The 24,574-nt window shown below is 41.0% G+C and carries 18 protein-coding genes; 12 read left to right on the top strand and 6 right to left on the bottom strand.

Going from position 1 to position 24,574, the window contains the following annotated elements:
• Positions 1–5 precede the first annotated feature (5 nt).
• The 7 genes from dltA (at position 6) to ADH92_RS00110 (ending at position 7,667) form a co-directional block, all read left to right on the top strand.
• A complete protein-coding gene (gene dltA, locus ADH92_RS00140; RefSeq protein WP_049495721.1) occupies positions 6–1,556 on the top strand; it encodes a D-alanine--poly(phosphoribitol) ligase subunit DltA in 1,551 nt (516 codons plus the stop codon).
• A complete protein-coding gene (gene dltB, locus ADH92_RS00135) occupies positions 1,553–2,806 on the top strand; it encodes a D-alanyl-lipoteichoic acid biosynthesis protein DltB (RefSeq protein WP_049492700.1) in 1,254 nt (417 codons plus the stop codon). The genes dltA and dltB overlap by 4 nt, the downstream gene beginning before the upstream one ends.
• Before the next feature lie 15 nt (positions 2,807–2,821).
• A complete protein-coding gene (dltC, locus tag ADH92_RS00130; protein WP_003002265.1) occupies positions 2,822–3,061 on the top strand; it encodes a D-alanine--poly(phosphoribitol) ligase subunit DltC in 240 nt (79 codons plus the stop codon).
• The gene (gene dltD / locus ADH92_RS00125) at positions 3,054–4,322 is read left to right on the top strand and encodes a D-alanyl-lipoteichoic acid biosynthesis protein DltD (RefSeq protein WP_049495718.1); all 1,269 of its coding nucleotides are present in this window, start codon (positions 3,054–3,056) and stop codon (positions 4,320–4,322) included. The genes dltC and dltD overlap by 8 nt, the downstream gene beginning before the upstream one ends.
• A 251-nt stretch (positions 4,323–4,573) precedes the next feature.
• Positions 4,574–4,798: a hypothetical protein gene (locus ADH92_RS00120; protein ID WP_021154124.1), complete on the top strand. Its 225-nt coding sequence runs from the start codon at positions 4,574–4,576 to the stop codon at positions 4,796–4,798.
• Between the two features lie 97 nt (positions 4,799–4,895).
• Positions 4,896–6,650: an aspartate--tRNA ligase gene (gene aspS / locus ADH92_RS00115; protein WP_049495715.1), complete on the top strand. Its 1,755-nt coding sequence runs from the start codon at positions 4,896–4,898 to the stop codon at positions 6,648–6,650.
• Positions 6,651–6,725: 75 nt separating this feature from the next.
• Complete coding sequence (locus ADH92_RS00110; protein WP_003009152.1) at positions 6,726–7,667, top strand: YitT family protein; 942 nt, start codon at positions 6,726–6,728, stop codon at positions 7,665–7,667.
• Between the two features lie 35 nt (positions 7,668–7,702).
• On the opposite strand, the gene pulA is transcribed toward ADH92_RS00110, so the two are convergent.
• The 6 genes from pulA to ADH92_RS00080 form a co-directional block, all read right to left on the bottom strand.
• Positions 7,703–9,769, bottom strand: a complete 2,067-nt coding sequence (pulA, locus tag ADH92_RS00105) for a type I pullulanase (RefSeq protein ID WP_049495709.1) — start codon at positions 9,767–9,769, stop codon at positions 7,703–7,705.
• 8 nt (positions 9,770–9,777) lie between these two features.
• Entirely contained in the window at positions 9,778–10,761 is a 984-nt protein-coding gene (locus tag ADH92_RS00100; RefSeq protein WP_013904333.1) for a LacI family DNA-binding transcriptional regulator, read from the bottom strand.
• Positions 10,762–10,772: 11 nt separating this feature from the next.
• Complete coding sequence (locus ADH92_RS00095; RefSeq protein ID WP_021154118.1) at positions 10,773–11,585, bottom strand: DUF1189 family protein; 813 nt, start codon at positions 11,583–11,585, stop codon at positions 10,773–10,775.
• A gap of 144 nt (positions 11,586–11,729) precedes the next feature.
• A complete protein-coding gene (locus ADH92_RS00090; protein ID WP_021154117.1) occupies positions 11,730–12,572 on the bottom strand; it encodes a sugar ABC transporter permease in 843 nt (280 codons plus the stop codon).
• A gap of 1 nt (position 12,573) precedes the next feature.
• Positions 12,574–13,869, bottom strand: a complete 1,296-nt coding sequence (locus ADH92_RS00085) for a sugar ABC transporter permease (RefSeq protein WP_049495699.1) — start codon at positions 13,867–13,869, stop codon at positions 12,574–12,576.
• Positions 13,870–13,996: 127 nt separating this feature from the next.
• Positions 13,997–15,253 carry an extracellular solute-binding protein gene (locus ADH92_RS00080; RefSeq protein ID WP_049495697.1) on the bottom strand — a complete coding sequence of 419 codons (1,257 nt, stop codon included), beginning with the start codon at positions 15,251–15,253 and terminating at the stop codon, positions 13,997–13,999.
• Between the two features lie 449 nt (positions 15,254–15,702).
• Here ADH92_RS00080 and malQ point away from each other — a divergent pair, with 449 nt between their 5' ends.
• From malQ to nrdI, 5 genes are all read left to right on the top strand, one after another.
• The gene (malQ, locus tag ADH92_RS00075; protein WP_049495695.1) at positions 15,703–17,232 is read left to right on the top strand and encodes a 4-alpha-glucanotransferase; all 1,530 of its coding nucleotides are present in this window, start codon (positions 15,703–15,705) and stop codon (positions 17,230–17,232) included.
• A 74-nt stretch (positions 17,233–17,306) separates the two neighbouring features.
• Positions 17,307–19,565: a glycogen/starch/alpha-glucan family phosphorylase gene (glgP, locus tag ADH92_RS00070; protein ID WP_049495693.1), complete on the top strand. Its 2,259-nt coding sequence runs from the start codon at positions 17,307–17,309 to the stop codon at positions 19,563–19,565.
• A 692-nt stretch (positions 19,566–20,257) separates the two neighbouring features.
• A complete protein-coding gene (locus ADH92_RS00065) occupies positions 20,258–23,050 on the top strand; it encodes a GbpC/Spa domain-containing protein (RefSeq protein ID WP_049495690.1) in 2,793 nt (930 codons plus the stop codon).
• 425 nt (positions 23,051–23,475) lie between these two features.
• The gene (locus tag ADH92_RS00060; RefSeq protein WP_049495688.1) at positions 23,476–23,991 is read left to right on the top strand and encodes an ABC transporter permease; all 516 of its coding nucleotides are present in this window, start codon (positions 23,476–23,478) and stop codon (positions 23,989–23,991) included.
• 61 nt (positions 23,992–24,052) lie between these two features.
• A complete protein-coding gene (gene nrdI, locus ADH92_RS00055) occupies positions 24,053–24,508 on the top strand; it encodes a class Ib ribonucleoside-diphosphate reductase assembly flavoprotein NrdI (RefSeq protein ID WP_049495685.1) in 456 nt (151 codons plus the stop codon).
• The last annotated feature ends 66 nt before the right edge of the window (positions 24,509–24,574 follow it).

Below are 24,574 nucleotides of genomic sequence, written 5' to 3'. Positions count from 1 at the left end.
TAGCCGTGTCAAACCAACCAATTACTGATATGATCGAGACAATTGAACGTTATGCGCAACTACAACCAGACTATCCTGTCTACAATGTCCTTGGTGAGGAGCATACCTATGGCCAATTGAAGGCTGATTCAGATAGCTTGGCTGCTCATATTGACCAAATGGGACTTCCCGAAAAGTCACCTGTAGTGGTCTTTGGTGGACAAGAATATGAAATGTTAGCAACCTTTGTGGCCTTGACCAAATCTGGCCATGCCTATATCCCAATTGATAGCCACTCTGCCTTGGAGCGCGTGTCTGCCATTGTTGAAGTAGCAGAGCCAAGCTTGATTATTGCTATCAATGAATTTCCATTGGAAAACCCAGCTGCTCCAATCATGTCCTTGGAGCAAGTGCGTGAAGCTTATGCGGCTCAGCATGCCTATGACTTGCAACATCCGGTCAAAGGGGATGATAACTACTACATCATCTTTACCTCAGGGACAACTGGGAAACCAAAAGGGGTGCAAATTTCGCACGATAACTTGCTCAGCTTTACCAACTGGATGATTACGGACAAGGAATTTGCAACGCCAGAGCGTCCGCAAATGTTGGCGCAACCGCCCTATTCCTTTGACTTGTCTGTCATGTACTGGGCACCGACCTTAGCTCTTGGAGGAACGCTTTTTGCTCTTCCATCAGCCATTACTCAAGACTTCAAACAACTCTTTGCGACCATCTTTTCTCTTCCGATTGCTATCTGGACTTCAACACCATCTTTTGCAGATATGGCCATGTTGTCTGAAGATTTCAATGCTGAAAAAATGCCAGGGATCACCCATTTCTACTTTGATGGGGAAGAGTTGACAGTCAAGACTGCTCAGAAATTGCGCGATCGTTTCCCAAATGCACGCATCATCAATGCCTACGGCCCAACAGAAGCAACTGTAGCTCTTTCGGCTGTAGCCGTAACAGATGAGATGTTAGCGACTTTGAAACGTCTGCCAATTGGTTATACCAAAGAAGATTCTCCAACCTTCATCATTGATGAGGCAGGCAACAAATTGCCAAATGGTGAGCAAGGGGAAATCATCGTGTCTGGCCCAGCCGTTTCAAAAGGTTATATGAATAATCCAGAGAAAACAGCAGAAGCCTTCTTCGAATTTGAAGGTCTTCCAGCCTACCATACAGGAGATGTCGGAACCATGACAGATGAAGGTCTTCTTCTCTATGGTGGACGGATGGACTTCCAAATCAAGTTTAACGGTTACCGTATCGAGCTAGAGGATGTCTCTCAAAACTTGAACAAATCGAAGTATATTGACTCAGCAGTCGCGGTACCGCGTTATAATAAAGATCACAAGGTCCAAAATCTCTTGGCCTATGTCATCTTAAAAGAGGGTGTCAAAGAACAATTTGAGCGCGAAATTGATATCACGAAAGCCATTAAGGAAGATTTAGAAAACATCATTATGTCTTATATGATGCCTTCAAAATTCCTCTATCGTGACAGCCTGCCATTAACACCAAACGGGAAAATCGACATCAAAGGGTTGATTAGCGAGGTTAACAACCGATGATCGAGTTTTTGAAACAGCTCCCTCATTTAGAACACTATGGAACACCGATCTATTTTATCTACCTCATTCTAGCTTTTTTGCCGATTTTTGTGGGCCTCTTTTTCAAAAAGAGATTTCCGGTCTATGAAGGACTGGTGAGTCTGATCTTTATCATTTTGATGCTGACAGGTTCGAATCTCAAGCAAATTTATGCCCTGCTCTTTTACGTAGTCTGGCAAATTTTGATTGTGTATTCCTACAAGATTTATCGTCAGAAAGCGGACAATAAGTGGATTTTCTATCTTCATTCCTTCTTGTCTGTCTTGCCTCTGATCTTTGTGAAGGTAGAGCCAGCAATCAAGAATGGGCACCAATCCTTGTTTGGATTTTTAGGGATTTCGTATTTAACCTTCCGGGCTGTCGGAATGATCATCGAAATGCGAGATGGTGTCTTGAAAGAATTCACACTCTGGGAATTCTTACGCTTTATGCTCTTTATGCCGACCTTCTCAAGTGGGCCGATTGATCGTTTCAAGCGTTTTAATGAGGATTATAACGCTATTCCTGAGCGTGAAGAATTATTGGATATGTTGGAGCAAGCTGTTAAGTATATCATGTATGGCTTCCTTTATAAATTTATCCTAGCTCATATTTTTGGCCACTTATTGTTAGGCCATGTGCAGACCTATGCCTTGTCTCAAGGTGGATTCTTCAATATCGGAACGCTGGGAGTCATGTATGTTTATGGCTTTGACCTCTTCTTTGACTTTGCGGGCTATTCGATGTTTGCTTTAGCAGCTTCAAATCTGATGGGAATTAAAAGTCCAATTAACTTTGATCGTCCCTTTAAATCACGTGACTTAAAGGAATTCTGGAATCGTTGGCATATGAGTTTATCTTTCTGGTTCCGTGATTTTGTCTTTATGCGTCTCGTGATGGTATTGATGCGCAATAAAGTATTCAAGAGCCGGATTACCACCTCAAATGTTGCCTATATTATCAATATGTTGGTTATGGGCTTCTGGCACGGGGTGACCTGGTACTACATCGCTTATGGGCTCTTCCATGGGCTTGGACTGGTTATCAATGATGCTTGGATTCGCAAGAAAAAGACCATCAATAAAGAAAGAAAAGCAAAAGGATTGGATCCTATACCGGACAATCGTTGGACCAAAGCTTTAGGGATCTTTATCACCTTTAACACAGTGATGCTGTCCTTCCTGATTTTCTCAGGATTCTTGGATCAACAATGGTTTCCAAAATTGAAATAAAAGGAGAATAGAAAAATGGATGTAAAATCACAAGTAATTGAAATTATTGACGAATTGTTTATGGAAGATGTCTCAGACATGATGGATGAGGATCTCTTTGATGCGGGTGTCCTTGATAGTATGGGGACAGTCGAATTGATTGTGGAACTGGAAAATCGCTTTGGCATTCGTGTTCCTGTATCTGAATTTGGACGCGATGATTGGAATACTGCTAACAAGATCGTAGAAGGTGTAACGGAGCTTCAGAATGCTTAAGCGTTTATGGCTGATTTTAGGGCCCGTATTTTGCGCGCTCCTCATGGTAACAGCTTTATTATTCTTTTATCCAATCAATCATAAGCACAACTATACTGAAGAGAAAAAAGCTGCGGTTAGTCTGAATGCAGAAGGATTCAAGAGTCGTACAAAGAAACAAGAAGCACTTTCTGATCCACAGCATCGCTTTGTCCCTTATTTCGGCTCCAGTGAATGGTTGCGTTTTGATGTGGTGCATCCAGCAGTTTTGGCTGAAAAATATGACCGCAATTACAGACCCTACTTTTTAGGAGAACGTGGTGCGGCTTCTTTGAACCAGTATTTTGGGATGCAACAGATTTTGCCAGAACTCAAGGACAATACAGCTGTTTATGTAGTTTCTCCGCAATGGTTCACCAAAAAGGGATACGATTCCTCTGCCTTTCAACAATTCTTTAATAGCGATCAGTTGAATAGCTTTATTGCCAATCATAAACAGGATGCTGCATCCCAGTATGCTGCAAAGCGTCTGTTACAACAGTATCCAAATGTCGCCTTTCAAAGTGTTGTAACGAAAATTTCTCAAGGAAAGAAAATTTCCAGATTTGATCAGTCTTTGAACCAGTTTGTTTCCCACCTTGTCCAACGCGAAGATGCTTTGTTTAGTAATCTTGCAACGCGTACAAACGGGAATTACGATAAGAAGGTCAAAAAACGTCTACAAGATTTACCAGATCAATTCTCATATGAGAAATTGGAAGAAATTGCAACGGCTGAAGCAAAAGTCAAAACCAATAACAACGACCTTGGAATCAGCAATCATTTTTACAATACTCGTTTAAAAATGAAGTTGAAGAAACTAAAAGGTTTCCAAAAAAACGAATCCTATGTTCAATCTCCTGAGTACAATGACTTGCAATTGGTTCTAGACCAGTTTGCTAAATCTCGGACCAATGTTATCTTTGTCATTCCTCCAGTTAATGCCAAATGGATGAAATACACAGGCTTGAGCCAAGAAAAGTATGAACAGGCTGTTCAAAAGATTCGTTACCAATTGGAAAGTCAAGGATTCACCAATATTGCAGACTTTTCTAAAGATGGTGATCAGCCCTACTTTATGGAAGATACGATTCATATGGGATGGAATGGTTGGCTAGCCTTTGATAAAGCGGTCAATCCCTTTGTCACAAAGGCTGAAAAAGCACCAACTTACCATCTAAATGATCGCTTCTTCAGCAAAGACTGGGCCCAATATAAAGGGACACCAGACGAATTTAAATAATGCTTGATCAAAGGGGGCAGGATCAAATCCTGGCTCCTTGATTTGTGAGGAAAGTGACGAGAAAGTCACAAATAAGCAAGAGAGTTATCCACAGGCTGTGGGAAACTTGCTTGTAAATGGATGAAAGCAAGTCCTGATGCTGACGACGCTTCCTCTTTTGAGGGGGCAAAAGGTGAAAGTTATCCACATTTTTGTGGATAAGTGATAAAAAACAGTGGATAAGTCAGCTGGTTTGTGAAAAGGAGAATAGTGTGAAAAAAATTTGGTTTTACGCAATCGTTCAGGGAATTGTGATCTTTTTTATTGTGGGTGGCATGACCTATGTGCTTAGGGGAGATTTCTTTTTCCGCTACCTATCCCCTATTTTTGGACTAGCAGCAGCTGTCTTGCGATTTGGGACGGCGACTTTAATGAAGGTGCTAGCACCCACTCTCTACGATGATCCCAAAAAGAAAGAAGAGAGCCACGATAACTAAAGAAGTTGGTGACTGAAAAAGTTGAGCTAAAGGCCACTTTCTGCTGGTCTTTATGGTAAAATAGAAGGAAGAATATTAGTTTGGAGATTAATTAGAAATGAAACGTTCAATGTATGCTGGACGTGTTCGTGAAGAACACATTGGAACTCGTATTACCTTGAAAGGATGGGTTAGCCGTCGTCGTGACTTGGGTGGTTTGATCTTTATCGATCTACGCGACCGCGAAGGAATCATGCAATTGGTGATCAATCCAGAAACAGTTAGTGCAGAAGTGATGGCTACAGCCGAAAGCATCCGTAGTGAATATGTTGTAGAAGTGACAGGTCTTGTAGAAGCTCGTGAACAAGCTAATCCAAACTTGCCTACAGGAGCAGTAGAACTCAAGGTAGAAACTATTACGGTTCTCAATACCGCAAAAACAACACCATTTGAAATCAAGGACGGTATTGAAGCCAATGATGATACTCGTCTTCGTTACCGCTACTTAGACCTTCGTCGTCCTGAGATGTTGGAAAACCTCAAACTTCGTGCAAAAGTAACCCATTCAATCCGCAATTACTTGGATGAATTAGAATTTATTGATGTGGAAACACCGTTTCTTTCTAAGTCAACTCCAGAAGGAGCGCGTGACTATTTGGTTCCTTCCCGTGTTAATAAGGGGCATTTCTATGCCCTTCCACAAAGTCCTCAGATTACAAAACAATTGTTGATGAATGCTGGATTTGATCGCTATTATCAAATCGTGAAGTGTTTCCGTGATGAGGATTTACGGGGAGACCGTCAACCTGAGTTTACACAAGTCGACTTGGAAACTTCTTTCTTGAGTGATCAAGAAATCCAGGATATCACAGAAGGCTTGATTTCACGTGTCATGAAAGAAACCAAGGGAATTGAAGTAACACTCCCATTCCCACGGATGAATTATGATGACGCTATGGCCTTGTATGGTTCAGATAAACCAGATACACGTTTTGAAATGTTGCTCCAAGACTTGACAGAGCTTGTCAAGGGTGTAGACTTCAAAGTCTTCTCAGAAGCTCCAGCAGTTAAGGCGATTGTTGTCAAAGGTGCAGCGGATCATTACTCTCGTAAAGACATCGATAAATTGACAGAAGTTGCGAAGCAATACGGTGCAAAAGGTCTTGCTTGGGTGAAATATGCTGAGGGTACTTTGAACGGTCCTGTTGCGAAGTTCTTGACAGACTTGACAAGTGACTTGACAGCTGCTTTACAGTTAGAAGACAAAGATCTAGTTCTCTTTGTAGCAGATACTCTTGAAGTAGCCAATGCAACGCTGGGTGCTTTGCGTGTTCGTCTTGCGAAAGAGCTTGACTTGATTGACAACAATCAATACAACTTCCTTTGGGTAGTGGATTGGCCAATGTTTGAATGGTCTGAGGAAGAAGGCCGTTATATGTCTGCTCACCATCCATTTACACTCCCACAAGCTGAAACAGAGCATGAATTGGAAGGAGATCTTTCAAAAGTTCGAGCAATTGCTTATGATATCGTCTTAAATGGCTATGAATTAGGTGGAGGAAGCCTACGGATTAATCATAAAGATTTACAAGAACGGATGTTTAAGGCACTTGGATTTACAAAAGAAGCTGCCAATGAACAATTTGGTTTCTTGTTGGAAGCAATGGATTATGGTTTCCCACCACATGGAGGATTGGCAATTGGTTTGGACCGCTTCGTGATGCTTCTTGCAGGTGAAGATAATATTCGGGAAGTCATTGCCTTTCCTAAGAATAACAAGGCGACAGATCCAATGACACAAGCTCCTTCTGTCGTTTCTGAAAAGCAATTGGATGAGTTAAATCTTCAAGTAGAAGTAGCAGAGCAAGAATAGGACAAGAGAGAAAAGGGAGAGTCTAGGAATCAGTTGCTCTAAGATTTTCCTTTTCTTCTAATCGATGGATTGAAAATGAAAAAAATTCGCTTTCATAAGCTATTTCGCTATCATGTGCGGCGACTAGCTTATAACATTAAATTATTGCGCGTGCTGAAGAGCATCTCCCGTGAGAAATACGATGAAAAAGTGTCAGCTTCCTTGCTGTATGGTTTTCTATCAGCGATTGCCGTCAACTTCTTCTTTCAACCAGGACATGTATACTCCAGCGGTGCAACAGGTCTAGCTCAGATTTTATCTGTTCTGAGCCAACGCTTTATTGGCTTTACGATTCCCGTTTCCTTGACCTTTTATGCCATCAATATCCCTTTGATGATTGTGGCTTGGTATCAAATTGGCCATAAATTTACCATCTTTACCTTTATTACTGTTTCGATGAGTTCCCTCTTTATTCAGTTCGTGCCAGTGATTACGTTGACCAACGATCCGATCATGAATGCCCTATTTGGTGGGGTTGTCATGGGAACAGGGATTGGTTTTGCTCTTCGGAACAACATTTCCAGTGGAGGAACGGATATTGTTAGTTTGACGATTCGAAAACGGACAGGAAAGAATGTCGGCAGTATCTCCTTTTTGGTCAATGGGACCATCATGTTAATTGCTGGTCTGACCTTTGGTTGGAAGTATGCTCTTTACTCTATGATTACCATCTTCGTATCGAGTCGAGTAACGGATGCTGTCTTTACCAAGCAAAAACGGATGCAGGCCATGATTGTAACGAGCCAGCCGGATGCTATTATTGAAAAGATTCATAAAAAATTGCATCGTGGAGCGACCATTATCCACAATGCAGAAGGAACCTATAACCATCAAGAAAAAGCGGTTCTGCTGACAGTTATTACGCGTGCAGAGTTTAATGAATTCAAATATATTATGAAAAAAGCTGATCCTCAGGCTTTTATCACCATTTCAGAAAACGTTCATATCATTGGACGCTTTGTGGAAACAGAAGAATAAAAATAAGGTCCCACATTGTGGTGACCTTATTTTGTTTATTCAGTTTCTCGGAGAAGGAGCCAACTATGGGCGGAAATAGAAAGTTCCTTTCCTTTAGGAATAGGCGTTTGGAGATTTGCATGAGGATAGGCAAATAGCAGTTGACTATCGCTCGAATGTTGATAGGTCATGTCCTGATCACCGATATTAACGAGAATCGTTATTTTTTCACGATTTTTTTCAATCGTGTAGATAAAATGATAATCAGACAACCATTTGACATCACAGTAATCTCGAATCTCTTGTCCTTTTTTCAAACGAAGGAGAGGTTGCGATTTCCGATAAGCAATCAATTCTTCAAGAAAAGCAATTTCTTCTTGGAATTTTGAAAGGGATGTCCAGTCCAATTGGTTGAGACTATCTGGCAAGTTATAGGTGTTGTCTTCGAGCCCTTTTGTGCGATAAAATTCTTGACCAGCATGGATAAACGGCACTCCTTGAGCTAGTAACACTAAATGAAGAGCTAATCGTGAGAGAGCTTTTCGATCTTCTAGACGAATCTCTTCCTTTTCAAGTTGGAAATAATCAAAAACAGTTGCATTGTCGTGACATTCGACGTACTGAATGGCTTGTTGAGGTTGGGTGAAATGAGCAGGCCCTAGCTTCCCGACATTCGCCGTTAGAATGTTCGCAAAATCATTCGCAGAATGTTGACTCTCACGACGGTGACCGGCTACAAGTGTTCTCTTGATCGTATCCCGGAAGTTATCACTGAAAAAGCCAAAGGCTGGTAATCGTTTCGAATTATATTGGTGAGCGAGCTGATCTTCAGAGAGGCCGGTATCCATCTTCCACCCTTCCCCATAGAGATAGATGTTAGGATAGATTTCACGGAGTTCTTCTGCAATCTCTGTCATGGTTTGAATGTCTAGAATTCCCATCAAGTCAAAGCGGAAACCATCAAAGCCGTAGAGGGAAACCCATTGTTTGAGGGATTGCTTGATATAGTGTCTCACCATGGAGCGTTCACTTGCTACGTCATTTCCACAGAAGGTTCCATTGGTCCGCTCTCCCTCTGCATTATAGCGGTAGAAATAACCAGGAACGATTTGTTCAAATGCATACTCATCGGCCTGGTAGACGTGATTGTAGACCACATCCATGATAACACTAAGATTAGATTGGTGATAGGTTGCAATAGCATCTTGGAGTTCCCAAATCCGTGCATAAGGATCGTTGGGGTCACTGGCATAACTACCTTCTGGAACATTGTATTGGACAGGATCATAACCCCAGTTGTAGGCTTTCCATTGATTCTCTTCATCAACACTACCGAAATCATAGACAGGAAGTAACTGTACATGGGTAATGCCAAGTTTTTGAAGGTAATCAAATCCAAGGATCTGACCATTGAGTTGAGGCGATTCTGTCAACCCTTTAAACTTACCAGGGTGTTTAAAGCCGGCCTCTTTTTGGACAGAGAAGTCCCGAACGCTCATCTCGTAGATGATTGCTTCTGTCGGGTCTAATTGACGAGCATCACGTGTGATAGGACGTGTAATCTTCTTCCGGTCGATGACCAAGCTGTCTCCAGAGTTGGCCAAAGAGGATAGAGCATAGGGATCGTGAATCCGACGTTCTAGGCCATTGACACGAAATTCATAGTGGTAGGCAGCTCCTTCCCAATCCCCTTTGAGCAAGAGTTTCCAGACACCGTTTTCTGTACGTGTCATCGGATAGATCTGATCTTCGATATGGAGACTCACATCTTGCGAAATCGGTGCCCAGAATTTAAATTGCGTCTGATTTGGTGTGTAAAAACTTCCTAAATCTTCTCCAGTATAGGTGAAGGTTTGATCGAAAATGGGTTTGCGAACGATGTTTCGATAGTGGAGTATAGAAGAATTTCCAGTAGCATCGTAGATGGTGTACTCTTCTCCGAGTTCAAGTGGAATAGGGCTTAAGAAATAGTCTCCTGTGTCAGTCGCTGCACTTGACGTTTTGACAGGGATTAAGGCAAGATGACCTTGGTTCGTTTTCAAATAAAAAGGAAGGATATGCTCCTCTCCCTTTTGGATACGAATGAGGTCTTGGTCATCTAAATAAGCAGTAAATGTAGACATAAAGACTCCTAGAGTTTCGTAATGGTATGGTCAATCAATTGACGGTAGCAAACGGTTTTTCCTTCTTTGTGATCCTTGATAATTTGTAGAATTGTCCGAACAGACTCACGTCCGAGTTCCACTGCATTGATGTCAATATAGGCTTCAATATCGAGTCGTGGCTTAATCGAATCAAAGGAAATAATCGGGATTGTCAGCTGATGTTCTAATAGGTATTGGCGCACCCCTTCAGCAACGAGAATATCGGTTGTCATGATGGCATCTAACTCTGCTAGGGGAAGGCTCTCCATCATTTGATAAGAATTGTCTTCCAACATAAAACCAAATGAGAAATGAACCAGTTTTTCATCGAGAGGAATCCCTGCTTTTTGGAGGGCTTCTTTATAACCTTCGTAGCGGTCTTGAGATACGAACAGTTCTTTGTTTCCCCCGATAAAAGCAATTTTTCGGTAGTTTTGTTGAATGAAATAATCCGTCGCATCAAATGCAGCCTTGATATTATCATTATCCACTAGCGATACAAAAGGTGAAGCTGCCTTTCCGAGAATGAGGAAGGGGAACTTGTCTTTGATCGCAAATTCAACGAGGGGATCATTCGGGTTGGAATAAAGGAAAATCAAACCATCTACACGATTTCCGTAGATGAGTTGTTTGAGGTTGTCGAGCCGCCGTTCTTCATTTTGCCCCGTACAGATTTGGATGGCATAATCATTGTCTGACGCGATCTGGGTAATCCCTCTTAAAACAGTTGGGAAGAAAGGATTCTGGTAGAAGACGTCACTGTCGATTGGTAGGACCAAAGCAATGACTTGACTAGATTGGCTGACAAGGCTGCGAGCATTAAGATTGGGATGGTAGTCCAATTCGACCATGGCCTCACGGACACGTTTTTTTGTTTCATCACTAATCGTGGATTTGTTTTGGATGACGCGCGTGACAGTTGAAGGCGCGACGCCAGCGAGTTTCGCCACATCTTTGATGGTAACACGCATGAGAAAACCTCCTAGCGGTGATAGTCTGGATCACGGAAGTGGGTCTTATAAAATACCATAGCAAGATAGAGTACAAATAAGACATTTTGGATCATGATCGTCGTAGTAAATACTTGATGGAATAGTAAACTGATGAAGACACTCAGTAAAATAGGGAGTCCCAAGCAATTCAGAATACAATTGAAACATTCCTTGAAAGTTTGTAGTGAAAAGAGTCGAGATTTTCGTGTCAAGTAGAGGAAGAAAGATGCCCCTACGATGAGAATCAAATAATTGACTGTCGATAAGAAGCCAGAGAAAATCACGAGAAAGAGACTGACAGGGAGTCGATTGTCGCGAAACCAATCGCTAGAGATAGCTTGAGTGAAGCTTTTTTTATCCCGAAGGCTCTCTTGATTAATAGCCTGGTATGAGACTGTAGCGAGTTCTTTATTCTCTTTTGAGATAATCAATTGTTTGCGATCAAAATGGAGTGTTAACTCCTTGCCTTCACTAGCCTTTGCCTCTTGGCCTAAGATAACCTGTCCTTTTGAAGTCTTGTGTACAGGGTTAGTCCCTGTATAGGTGAGCTCTTGGTCTTTGATCACGACGTGTTCTTGGATATCTTTCATAACGTCTGTTGATAAAGGATCAAACACATCGCTGACAAAGGTTGTCAAAGGATAGGTTTTGAGTTGAGCATTTTGCAGAGCCACAGGTAATAGTGTGATAGAGATTAGAAAGAAAGAAGTAAAAATCATTTGGAACCAGCTCAGTTTTTTGCGGTTTGCAAAAGAAGAGCGGAAATTGAAGATACTTGCGAAATAATTAAAAGGATAGGGCATAAGATGACCTTTCTAAATATAAGAGTATCAGAAATGCAAAGAGAAATCTCTTTGCATTGATTTTATTCTTAACGAAGGGTAGTAAAGCATCCACCATACTACCCTCAACTTAAAAATAAAATGTGCTTGAAATAAGATTCTATTTTATCCTTTATCTCCACCAGCTGTCAAGCCTGAAACAAAGTTCTTTTGTAGGAAGAAGAATAAGATACAGATTGGAACCGCGATCAAAATAGCACCGGCTGCAAAGAAGGCGATTTTTTGATTTTTTTGGTCACTGATAAAGGTTTGAAGACCAACGGCTACCGTATAGTTCACTTCGTCACGAAGCAAGAATTTAGACAAGATATAGTCTCCGAAAGGCCCCATGAAAGCCCAAAGTGCTTGAACGGCAATCATTGGACGAACAAGAGGAAGGACGATTTGCCAGAAGCGACGGAAGTGTCCAGCTCCATCCAATTTCGCAGATTCATCGAGAGAAATTGGAACAGTATCGAAGTATCCCTTCATCAACCAGGCATTCATTGGAATACCACCACCAACATAAAGGAAGATCAAGAACCAAGGTTGGTTCAAGGCATTCAGCATCAAAGCCATAACGAAGAAGGCTGTGAGGGCTGCCATGGTTGGGACCATTTGAATAATCAAGAAGAAGACCAAACTTTGTTTACGCGCCAAGAAATTGTAACGGCTGTATGCGTAACCTGCGAAGGTAACGATACTTGTTTGTACAATCATGGTGATAATGGCGATAACCAAGGTGTTCATATACCAAGTGCCATAATGAGTTTCAGAGAAAAGTTTTGAGAAGTTATCAAAACTAAGATTGCCACTAAAATCAAGTGTAAAGGCACTGACATTCCCTGATTTGAAGGCTGATAGAACCGTAATCAACAATGGATAAATGATAACGATTGAAAGAACCACCATGTACAGGTAAGTCAAGAAATGATTGAGGCGGCGTTTAAATTGAACTGAATTTTTCATTTTATACATCCTCCATATCAAATGCATGTAGTTTCTTGAAGGCAATCATAGAGATTGAGATCACAATCACAGAGATAATCAAGGTTACCGCTGCGGCCATTGAATATTGAGGAGAAGAATTGGTTGTCAACTTGTAGATCCATGAGATCAAGATATCTGTAGATCCGGCGTTTCCTCCGACAGAACCAGGTCCCCCATCGTTAAACAAGTAAATGATGGAGAAGTTATTAAAGTTGAAAGTATATTGACTGATCAAAGTTGGAGCTGCAACAGCCATAATCATTGGGAAAGTGATGCTGCGGAATTTTTGCCAACCGTTGGCACCATCAATATAAGCAGCTTCGTAAAGATCGTTTGGAATAGATTGAAGAATCCCTAAAGTCAAGACGTAAATGTAAGGGAAGCCGAGCCAACCTTGCATCATAATCAAAGCAATTTTTGTCCAAGTAGGATCTGTTTTCCAAGGAATCAAAATGCCATCTAAGAATGGGAAGATCTTCGCAAACAATGGGATAACTTGTGCATTGATGGCACCGACACTATCGTTAAACATATTTGAGAAAGTTAAGATAGTGATGAAGGCTGGAACAGCCCATGGGAGCAAGAAGATAACCCCAAAGATTCGTTTTCCTTTTACGAATGGTTGGTTTGCAACAATAGCGGTCAAGATACCGAGTACGATTTGAAGAGTAGAAGCTGCGAGTGCCCAAATCAAGGTCCAGCCAAGAACAGATGTAAAGGCTGAGCGGAAGGTGCTCAAGGTCCACATATTAGTGAAGTTTTGGAACCCGATCCAATCAAGCAAGGTTGTTGGAGCGGTATGTTTGAAGTCGTAGTTGGTAAAGGCGATCATCAAAGTTACTAAAACTGGGAAGATAATCGCAAATGTCATAGCAATGTATGAAGGAATGATCAATAAATATGGGAAGCCATTTTCATAGATGGCTTGAACCATTTCTTTTCCAGTTTTTGGAACAGCAATGCCATTGTTGATACGTTTTGCAACGGTTCCAGCATCCTTAATATTTAAGGCATAAAATAGGAAGTAAACAATGGTAATGATCAAGTGGAAGGCGCCACGAATCAAGATAAAGAGAGAATTATCTTGTCCACGGACGGTTCCAAGTGTAACCAATTTCGCTAATTCTCCAGCTCCAATTCCTAGGAAATAGGCGAGAAAGAGAATGGTTACGGCAAGAAAAATATAGCCTTTGGTTTTTTGTTTGTTATAAATTTGCCCAAGACCCGGGATCAAAGAGAGCCACATAGCCTTTTTAGGGTTTTGTTCTGTAGTCATTCAAATCTCCTTATAATGTCCTTGCTAGAGAGCAAGAAGACAAGTCAGACAGTAAGTTGTGCTTGAAAATTGAACATAAGAGGTTGGGACTTTGTCTCCAACCTCTTACTCACACCTAAAAACTGTCTTATTTGCTACCGAATTTTTGTTCGATGGTTTCTTTAATCAATTTCACTGCATCGTCAGCAGATGCTTTTGCAGATTTTTTACCACTTACAGCATCGAAAAGCATAGTAGCAGCTGGATCCCAAACAGCACTCATTTCTGAGATATTTGGCATTGGTTGAGCATTCTTGAATTGATCAACAACGGCAGTTGTCAATTCATCGTTTTTGCTAACCGCATATTTACGAGCTTCTGTGTTGGCAGGAACTTCATTGGTCTTGTCAAACAAAGCTTTTTGTTGGTCAGTACTTGTCAAGAAGTCAATGAATTTTTGAGCGCCATCAAGGTTTTTCGCACCTGCAGGGATAACCCAAGCTTTACCACCACCAAAGGCAGAGTATTGTTTTCCGTTTGGAAGAGTTGGAATCGTTGCGACACCGTAGTTTACTTTAGCTTCTTTCAATGAAGCAGCTTTCCAAGGACCATCGATGATAGCAGCTGTTTTACCTTCTTGGAATTGTGTTTGGATGAAGTTAGCAGCAGCTTTTGTATCTTGCAAACCTTTTGGCCATTTAGCATACCAAGTTTTTGCATATTCGATACCATCGATAGAACCTTGGTTGTTCAATCCAATATCTTTAGGATCTGTACCGTCTTTACCAAACACATAACCGCCGTTACCTGAAAGTAAACCGTAAGTGTAGTAGAAGTTTGTCCAGTCAGCTAAGAAGGCAGTTGTTTTACCAGGTTCGCTAGCGAAGTCGTACTTGCTATCTTTTGCAAGATTTTCAAGATCACCAAATGTTTTTGGAGCTTCGCTTAAAAGATCTTTGTTATAGTAGAGAACCAATGTTTCGATGACAGCAGGTGCACCGTAAACTTTACCACCGTTTGTTACAAGAGCTTCAGTTGTTTTATCTGTATGGCTATCTTTGTTTAATGTCACTTCAGCCAATTGACCATCGCTACCAAGACCACCTACACGGTCGTATGGAGCCATCATTACGTCTGGAGCTTTTTTAGATTGGTTATCAAGAGAAAGGTTATCCAATCCACCAAGAGCATCACCAGTCTTGATGTTAATTTTTACGCCATTTTCTTTTTCAAAAGCTTTTGCAGCTTCTTCAACATAAGATTTGTAGCCTTTGTCTACATAGACGTTGATTTCTTTACTTGCCTCAGAAGAACCTGATGAGTTATTGCTACAAGCAGCAAGTAAGAAGCCGGCAAAACCAACTGTACCAAGTACAGCAGCACTACGTAAAATTGTACGTTTCATGATTTATTCCTCCTAAAGAATAAAAAAAGATAATAATTAGAAACCGTTTTAGACAAACGTTTTCCTAAAACGTCTTAAGTATATCACAAGGCGAAAACGTTTGCAAGTAGTTTTAAACAATTTTTTTAAAAATATTTTAATTCCGAACTTTCTTCTATAAAATGCATCAAATTTGTTGACATTAGCCAAAGGAAAGAATACACTAAGGGGGTGAGGACATTCTGAAAAAAGTTAAAAAAGTTTTTAAGAAATCCCTTGCAGAAAATAGGGAAAAAGTTTATAATAACATGGTACGCAAACGTTTTCGCAAAAATTGCGTAAACTGAGTTGCGCCTGTTCGATTTTTAACAAAGAGTAGAGCCGCTTGAGAGCTGGATACGACTCTGCAACGATACCCATACCGTGCACCGAATCGCAGGCTTCAAAGAAATAAAAAAAGGTGGTAACCCATGAAAAAACGTCAAAGTGGTGTTTTGATGCACATTTCTTCCCTTCCTGGACAATACGGGATCGGATCATTCGGTCAATCAGCATATGATTTTGTTGATTTCCTCGTTCGGACCAAGCAACGTTACTGGCAAATCTTGCCGCTTGGTACAACTAGTTATGGAGATTCTCCATACCAATCTTTCTCAGCTTTTGCTGGGAACACTCATTTTATTGATTTCGATCTTTTGATTGAACGAGGTTTGTTGACAGAAGCAGATCTTAAAGGAGTGGACTTTGGTCAAGATCCTACTCAAGTGGATTATGCAAAGGTTTTCGAACAACGTCGTCCGCTACTTGAAAAAGCCGTTGCGAACTTCTTGAAATCAGGTGATCAAAAAGAATTCCAAGCCTTTTGCGAAGCCAATGCTTCTTGGTTGGAACTATTTGCAGAATACATGGCTATCAAAGAACACTTTGATTTAAAAGCCTGGACAGAATGGCCAGATGCAGCTATTCGTGCACGTGAACCAAAAGCTTTGGCTCAATACCGTGAAGAATTGGCGGATCAATTGACTTACCATCGTGTGACTCAATTCTTCTTCTTCCAACAATGGTTGGCCTTGAAAGCTTATGCCAATGACCATCACATTGAAATCGTCGGAGACATGCCAATCTATGTAGCGGAAGATTCAAGTGACATGTGGGCGAACCCTCATCTCTTCAAAACAGATAAAAACGGGAAAGCGACTTGCATCGCAGGATGCCCGCCAGATGAATTCTCAGCAACTGGTCAACTTTGGGGGAACCCAATCTATGACTGGGAAGCAATGAACAAAGATGGCTACCAATGGTGGATTGAACGCTTGCGTGAAAGCTTCAAGATCTACGACATCGTGCGGATCGACCACTTCCGTGGTTTTGAGTCTTACTGGGAAATCCCTGCTGGATCAGATACAGCAGCACCAGGTAAATGGGTTAAAGGTCCTGGCTACAAACTCTTTGCAGCTGTGAAGGAAGAGCTCGGTGATTTGAACATCATCGCTGAGGACCTTGGCTTTATGACAGATGAAGTCATCGAACTTCGTGAAAGCACTGGCTTCCCAGGAATGAAGATTCTTCAATTTGCCTTCAATCCGGACGATGAAAGTATCGATAGCCCTCACTTGGCACCAAACAATTCTGTGATGTATACAGGAACACATGATAACAACACAGTTCTTGGATGGTACCGCAATGAAATCGACGATCCAACTCGTGAGTACCTTGCTCGTTATACTAACCGGAAAGAGTACGAATCTGTACCGCATGCGATGCTTCGTACAGTCTTTGCTTCTGTCAGCTTCATGGCGATTGCTACGATGCAAGACTTGCTTGAGTTAGATGGCTCAGCTCGGATGAACTTCCCATCAACTCTTGGTGGTAACTGGTCATGGCGGATGACAGCGGATCAATTGACTCCAGCTGTCGAGCAAGAATTGCTTGATTTCACAACGATCTATCGTCGTGAAAACAAAGACTTGAAAAAAGAAGTTAAGAAAGCAGAAAAATAATCGTTCTCGAAAGGTTGCTGATTTCAGCAATCTTTCCCCTATTAAAATTGTTGAAACAAAGGAGACTTTAAAACATGGAATCATTACAAAAATATGTGATTGATCATCATCAAAAAACAATTGCAGAATGTTCAAATGAAGAATTGTACATTGCTTTGCTGAATTACACCAAGCAAGCAAGTGCTCAAAAGAAATTAAATACTGGTAAGAAAAAAGTATACTACATCTCAGCTGAGTTCTTGATCGGTAAACTCTTGTCTAATAACTTGATCAACTTGGGTCTTTACGATGACGTCAAAAAAGAATTGGCTGACGCTGGTAAAGACTTGATCGAAGTCGAAGAAGTAGAATTGGAACCATCACTCGGTAATGGTGGTTTGGGACGCTTGGCAGCCTGCTTTATCGACTCTATCTCAAGCCTTGGTTTGACAGGGGATGGGGTTGGTTTGAACTACCACTTTGGTTTGTTCCAACAAGTATTTAAAAACAACCAACAAGAAACGATTCCAAATGCATGGTTGACTGACCAAAGCTGGCTCGTTCGTTCAAGCCGTAGCTACCAAGTGCCATTTGCACACTTCACATTGACTTCTACCCTTTATGATATCGATGTCCCTGGTTACAAGATTGATACCAAGAACCGTTTGCGTTTGTTCGACTTGGATTCAGTTGATTCATCTATTATTGAAGATGGTATTAACTTTGACAAGACAGATATCGCTCGCAACTTGACCCTCTTCTTGTACCCAGATGATAGTAACCGTCAAGGGGAATTGCTCCGTATCTTCCAACAATACTTCATGGTATCAAACGGTGCACAATTGATCATCGACGAAGCCATCGAAAAAGGAAGCAACTTGCATGACCTTGCTGACTATGCTGTTGTCCAAATCAACGATACTCACCCATCAATGGTCATCCCTGAATTGATCCGTCTTTTGACAGAACGTGGTATTGGAATGGATGAAGCCATCTCTATCGTTCGTAGCATGACGGCTTACACTAACCACACAATCCTTGCAGAAGCCCTTGAAAAATGGCCACTTGAATTCTTGCAAGAAGTGGTTCCTCACTTGGTTCCAATCATTGAAGAATTGGACCGCCGTGTTCGCGCTGAATACAAAGATCCAGCTGTTCAAATCATCGATGAGAATGATCGCGTACACATGGCACACATGGATATCCACTATGGATTTAGCGTAAACGGGGTTGCAGCTCTCCATACAGAAATCTTGAAGAATTCGGAGTTGAAGGCCTTCTACGATATTTACCCTGAAAAATTCAACAACAAAACAAACGGTATCACCTTCCGTCGTTGGCTCATGCATGCCACCCCAACCTTGTCACACTACTTGGATGATATCCTCGGACGTGACTGGCACCATGACGCATCTAAATTGGAAGACCTTCTTTCTTATGAAGATAAAGATGCCGTCAAAGCAAAATTGGAAAACATCAAGTCTCACAACAAACGGAAATTGGCTCGTTTCTTGAAAGACCATCAAGGTGTGGAAATCAATCCAAATTCTATCTTTGACACCCAAATCAAACGTCTTCACGAATACAAACGTCAACAAATGAACGCTTTGTACGTGATCCACAAATACTTGGACATCAAAGCCGGAAATATCCCTGCTCGCCCAATCACTGTTCTCTTTGGTGGTAAAGCAGCTCCTGCTTACACCATTGCACAAGATATCATCCACTTGATCCTTTGCTTGTCTGAAGTGATTGCAAACGATCCAGCAGTAGCTCCACACTTGCAAGTTGTTATGGTAGAAAACTACAACGTAACTGCTGCAAGCTACTTGATCCCAGCTAGCGATATTTCTGAGCAAATCTCTCTTGCTTCGAAAGAAGCTTCAGGTACTGGTAACATGAAATTCATGTTGAATGGTGCATTGACACTTGGTACGATGGATGGAGCCAACGTGGAAATCGCTGAATTGGTTGGACGTGACAACATTTACATCTTCGGTGAAGATTCAGAAACAGTTATCGATCTTTATGCCAAATCAGCATACAAATCAGCAGACTTCTATGAACGTGAAGCCATCAAACCATTGGTAGACTTCATCGTCAGCGATGCCGTTCTTGCAGTTGGGAACAAAGAACGCTTGACTCGCCTTCACAATGAATTGATCAACAAAGACTGGTTCATGACTCTTCTTGATTTGGAAGACTACATTGTAACCAAAGAACGCATGTTGGCTGACTACGAAGACCGTGATGCATGGTTGGATCAAGTCATCGTTAACATTGCGAAAGCAGGATTCTTCTCGTCTGACCGTACGATCGCTCAGTACAACGAAGACATCTGGCACTTAAACTAATCAGCTGATATTAGACCATGGTTCTTAGAGCCCTGGTCTTTTTTATAGAATTGGGGGAGGAAATTGGAAAGGACTAGAGATTGGGAGGAGCGTAGCTACAGATGGTGCATGAGTGTGGGAGGAGATTTTCTTTCAATTTGCCCTTGATTTTCATGTTGCTTTCTGAAATAAAGTGAAGGAGACATCGAAAAAGAAAAAACAATGTGCTCGTTTTTCGAAATAAAAGGGAATAACCGCCCCCAAAAAATAGCTCTAACTAAGGTCTAGGTAAGGGGTTTCAAGCAATGGCTGATTCCTTAAAATTTATTGTTTTTTTGAATTTTACGGACCTAAAAAGGGAGAATGTTACATAATTTTTTGTTTTGTAGGTCAAATCTAATCTATTGGTATAAAAAAATACTTCCCCTTAAAAAGCCTTCTGGTGAAATTTATAAAAAGAGGAAGCGGCTTAAAAACCTTTGAAAATAAAGGTTTTTTCAAGCCTGTTTACATATATTTTCAACCAAAAGATGAAGAAGAACTTGAAAGTTTGGCGTTTCAAGTTGTTATATATTTAAAGTAAAATAAAATAAAAAATTAAATCAACACATATTTTATAATGGTTGATTGTGGTACAATAGAGTCAACTGAAAGTAGCATATTTTTGCCTCTACAGTGAGATTTTTTTAAACATAAAAAGGAGAGTTTTGAAAATGAAAAGCTATCGTGAACATGTTTCGAAGCAGGAAAAATTTTCAATTCGTAAGTTATCAGTCGGTGTTGTTTCATTAGCCATCGCTGGATTGGCTACTGTTAATACCTACGGAGCAGAAGTGAAAGCAGATGAGGCAACAGCGCCTGCAACTGAAGCGACTACTACGGATACAGCAACAAGCGATGCAGCTGTTGCAACAAGTTCTAAGTTGACATCTACAACTGTGACAGAAGGAAATAAAACAGTTACGACTACTTATGTAGAATCACCAGAACTTGAAAAAGCAAAAGCTGATGCAGCTACAGAAGGTGTGACCGTTACAGAAGAAGCTGAAAAAGTCCAACCATCTATCGCAGCAGCAGAAGCAGATAATAAAGCTCAAACAGCTGAAATCAACACAGTCGTTGAAAACTACAAAAAGGCCAAAGCTGAGTATGAAGCAAAATCTCAAGAAATCACATTGGTTGAAAAGAGAAATGCAGAAGCAGAAGCGGCTTACAAGAAACAAGTAGAGGACTACAATACCCAACAAGCAGCTTATAAAGCAGCCTTAGCAGCATACAATCAGCAAAAGGCAGCTTATGACGCCAAATTAGCAGAAAAAGCAGCAGCAGATAAGGCCAATGCAGAAGCAAAAGCTAAGTATGAAGCAGAAATGGCTGTTTACAATACAGCTAAAGCGCAATACGATAAAGATTTACAAGAATACCAAACTAAGAAAGCGCAATACGATAAAGATAAAGAAGCTTATGATCAATTGGTAGCGAAGAAAGCAGAAGAAGATGCTGCCAAGGCTCAATACGAAGCTGATCTTAAAAAGTACAATGTTGAAAAAGCACAGTACGAAAATGATTATATTGCTTATCAAAAGAAATTAGCTGAATACGAAATTGCCAAAAAACAATATACGGACGCGAAACAAGCATACGACAAATATATGACAGACAATGCGTATGCTGACCTTAAAAATGTTTCAACTGTTCAAGATTTGACCTTCCAACGTGAAGGTGGTGCAACTCACACCATTGACGGCATCAGCACTTATCTTACTCGTGATGCTCAAGCTCGTTTAAATACAAGCAATGTCCATCAATATGATTCCAATAAATTGGAAGCTTCAGATATTGTAGCGACTAGTCCTTGGGCCAATAATGAAACTGAGTACATTCAAGTGAAGGAAGGCGATAAATTTGTCGTTACTTATGATAACTTGAATCAGTCTAGCATGCGTGAAAATACGGATATGCATCCAATCAAACGTGTGATTTACCGTTATGAGATTTTAAGTCTTCCATCAAATGATGGCAAAGGAATTGCAGCAGTCAACGCAGATCCAACGGTAACCATGACAGTGGGTGCTTCAACAGATAAAGACAAACCTGTTAAAGTTGCTGTTGATGTTGAATTCTATGATGGTGATGGCAATAAGTTTGATTTGACACAGCACAATGCGATTGTCGCTTTGAACTCCCTCAACCACTGGACAGGTGCATCCTATGTAGATAGTGGAGATAAACCTCGTGCCCTTACAGTAGAAGCCAAAGATAAAGATGGCAACACTGTTCGTGGAACTTGGGATCCATATGCAGATGGTTCATCCATGAGCATTGAAAACAATGAAGTGAAGGTTAAAACAGGAAAAGCAGACTTTGGTACTGCAACTGTTTCCATTTCAGCAGACAACCCTCTCAAAATTGTGACTCAGAAATATGGTTATGTTAAAGATGACACAGGTAAATGGGTTCCTGGTACGACACCTGAGAAGGAAGAAGTAACGGATGCGTTAACTGCAAATGCTTCGGGTTCAGGAAGTGTTCATTCTATTGGTACAGAAGAATTTACCTTTGAAGGTAAGGATGATGTTATCGGATCATACAAAGTAGATGCAACTACAGGTCAAATTACGTTCACACCTAAGAAGAAATTTGAAAATGTGGAACACCAAGAGTCTGTAAATGTTGGAAATAATAAATTTATTCCAATTCCAAACTCAAGTGTTTCTTATGATGCTGCTACTAAAGAAGTAACTTCCTTTAAAGATAACCAATATATTGAACATGGATCTGTCTTTAACGGTGAATCTTCAACAACTCTTGAAGGTTGGGATAATCCATCTTCTCCATACCTCTATTATGGTGGAGCAGGCTTGAAGATGTCAGATGGACACTTAGTCTTTACGGCTAATGGTGCCAATGCGGCTGGTCAACCAACGGTTTACTGGTTTGCCATCAACTCAAATGTAAGTCTTCCTAAAGAGCCAGGAGAAGAACCGAAAGAGCCAACAAAACCAACCGAACCAAAGGCTCCAACTCCACCAACCCCAACAGTTGTGGAAGTGCCTGCAGAGCCAAGTAAACCAGAAGAACCTAAATCACCAACTCCGCCAACAGCACCTAAGTACACTGTGATTACGGTTGATGTGAAGGAACCAAAAGCTCCAACTCCACCAACAGAGCCAACCCCACCGACTCCTGAAGTCGTTCCAAATACGAATCCGGTGAAACCGGAAGCTGAAGTGAAATGGCATAAGAATAAAGTGGTAACGGAAACAGACATTCCAACTCCACCGACACCAGTCCCTCCAACCCCACCAACACCATACAACCCACCAACACCAATCGTTCCACCGACTCCAGAGGTTCCAAAAGAACCAACTCCTGAAGTTCCGGAACAGCCTGTACAACCTGCACTTCCAAATACAGGTACAGAAAGCTCAGCTGCAGCTGTTCTTGCAGGTGCGATGGCTGGATTACTTGGATTGAGTCTTGCTCGCAAGAAAAAAGAGGATTAATTCTTATCCCTTTCGTTCATTCATCTAAATAAAGAAAGTCAGAAGGCAAGTCCTTCTGGCTTTTTTGATGGGAGTGATGACCAAATAGTTGTGAAAAAGGACAGAATAGTTTTTGGATAAGGAGGGGAAATGGCTTTTTTAGACCAAATCGTGTCCAAATGAAGCAGAATAGAAATGGATGACACAAGAAGAAAATGAGATATACTGGTGGTGTTCGAATGAAAGTTTACAGGACTCCGTTATATCTCTAATCTTTCCAATGATACATTTGCGATGTCTTTTTCATCTTTTGCACACATTACTTTTCCAAATGAATTTCATTTGAACGTATCAGTGATCAGGCAAGTGCTTCCACGGTTTTGAGGCGCTTGCCTTTCTATCTGTATCGCGATATAATAGGGTGTAAGAAATGAAAAGGAGTTTGTATGAAAAAGAAACCTATCTATCTGTATATCCTGTTATTTTTCTCAACGGTTGGAACCCTGACTTCAGCTGTCTCAACCTTTGGAGCTTCAAAGAGTTTTGAACTAACAGATGACTTTGCAAAACAACTTGGCTTAACGACAGCTCAAGATAAGGCGGACTACTTAGCATATTATGGCAAATCAGTACAAGCCAATCAGTCTCCGCTTGCCTTTTTATTTGTTTCCCTGATTCTTATCGCTTTGCTTGCAACTTTCTATTTCCTCTTTATGAAGGAGGATCTGCTAACAGCCCATTATACTTATTTGGGGCAGATTTTGCTAAACCAAGTATTCTCTTGCTATAATTATCTTGCAGGACGTCCACTATTAGCTAGTTTTTCAAACTCAGCGCTTCGTCAACGATATCTAGCATCTTCATTCCTTGCTTTGTTACTCTTGACCGCTTTGAACCTTCTCTTTTTTGGGATTATTTTATATAAAACCTGGCATCTGAGAAAAGCTCAAGCTACGGCTTAATAGATGATTGTGAATGGAGCTCTCTTAGAGGATAAGAGAGCTTCTTGATTGGAGAAAAAAGATGAAAGTATCCTTTGTTTATATTAGTCTGAGTGGGAACACAGAGAGTTTTGTCCGCCGTTTAAGTGACTTTTTGCTAGAAGCCCATCCCGGACTTGAAATCGAGAAAGTGCATGTGAAAGACCTGGTCAAAGAGGGCCAGCCCTTCTTTGAAATGACCAATCCTTTTATCACTTTTTTGCCAACCTATTTGGAGGGTGGAAATGGTGTTGACAATGGCGATGTGGAAATTTTGACGACAGATGTTGCGGATTTTATTGCTTATGGAGACAACGCCAGCAAGTGCTTAGGAGTGGTTGGATCAGGCAATCGGAATTTTAACAATCAATATTGTTTAACCGCTAAGCAATACAGCCAACGCTTTGGTTTCCCTATGTTAGCTGATTTTGAAATGCGGGGGATGTTGGGAGATATTAAAAAAGTAGTCGCCATTGTAGAAGATTTGTATCATCTTTAAAATAAAGAGAGTGGGACAGAAATCGGTAATTCGTTAGAATTCGATTTCGTCGTCCCACCTCCGCAC

Source organism: Streptococcus parasanguinis, assembly GCF_001073155.1.
Lineage (GTDB): Bacteria > Bacillota > Bacilli > Lactobacillales > Streptococcaceae > Streptococcus > Streptococcus parasanguinis_D.
The sequence above is the reverse complement of the archived record's forward strand: the minus strand, read 5'-3'. Positions and strand labels throughout refer to the sequence as shown.

What these genes read in the sequence shown, in the direction of transcription:
- pulA (WP_049495709.1), bottom strand. Translation starts at nt 9,769, where the DNA reads ATGTCTACATTTACTGCTTATTTAGATGACCAAGACCTCATTCGTATC.
- ADH92_RS00090 (WP_021154117.1), bottom strand. Translation starts at nt 12,572, where the DNA reads ATGAAAAATTCAGTTCAATTTAAACGCCGCCTCAATCATTTCTTGACT.
- dltD (WP_049495718.1), top strand. Translation starts at nt 3,054, where the DNA reads ATGCTTAAGCGTTTATGGCTGATTTTAGGGCCCGTATTTTGCGCGCTC.
- nrdI (WP_049495685.1), top strand. Translation starts at nt 24,053, where the DNA reads ATGAAAGTATCCTTTGTTTATATTAGTCTGAGTGGGAACACAGAGAGT.
- ADH92_RS00095 (WP_021154118.1), bottom strand. Translation starts at nt 11,585, where the DNA reads ATGCCCTATCCTTTTAATTATTTCGCAAGTATCTTCAATTTCCGCTCT.
- ADH92_RS00080 (WP_049495697.1), bottom strand. Translation starts at nt 15,253, where the DNA reads ATGAAACGTACAATTTTACGTAGTGCTGCTGTACTTGGTACAGTTGGT.
- ADH92_RS00110 (WP_003009152.1), top strand. Translation starts at nt 6,726, where the DNA reads ATGAAAAAAATTCGCTTTCATAAGCTATTTCGCTATCATGTGCGGCGA.
- ADH92_RS00100 (WP_013904333.1), bottom strand. Translation starts at nt 10,761, where the DNA reads ATGCGTGTTACCATCAAAGATGTGGCGAAACTCGCTGGCGTCGCGCCT.
- dltB (WP_049492700.1), top strand. Translation starts at nt 1,553, where the DNA reads ATGATCGAGTTTTTGAAACAGCTCCCTCATTTAGAACACTATGGAACA.
- dltC (WP_003002265.1), top strand. Translation starts at nt 2,822, where the DNA reads ATGGATGTAAAATCACAAGTAATTGAAATTATTGACGAATTGTTTATG.
- glgP (WP_049495693.1), top strand. Translation starts at nt 17,307, where the DNA reads ATGGAATCATTACAAAAATATGTGATTGATCATCATCAAAAAACAATT.
- ADH92_RS00060 (WP_049495688.1), top strand. Translation starts at nt 23,476, where the DNA reads ATGAAAAAGAAACCTATCTATCTGTATATCCTGTTATTTTTCTCAACG.
- ADH92_RS00085 (WP_049495699.1), bottom strand. Translation starts at nt 13,869, where the DNA reads ATGACTACAGAACAAAACCCTAAAAAGGCTATGTGGCTCTCTTTGATC.
- aspS (WP_049495715.1), top strand. Translation starts at nt 4,896, where the DNA reads ATGAAACGTTCAATGTATGCTGGACGTGTTCGTGAAGAACACATTGGA.
- malQ (WP_049495695.1), top strand. Translation starts at nt 15,703, where the DNA reads ATGAAAAAACGTCAAAGTGGTGTTTTGATGCACATTTCTTCCCTTCCT.
- ADH92_RS00065 (WP_049495690.1), top strand. Translation starts at nt 20,258, where the DNA reads ATGAAAAGCTATCGTGAACATGTTTCGAAGCAGGAAAAATTTTCAATT.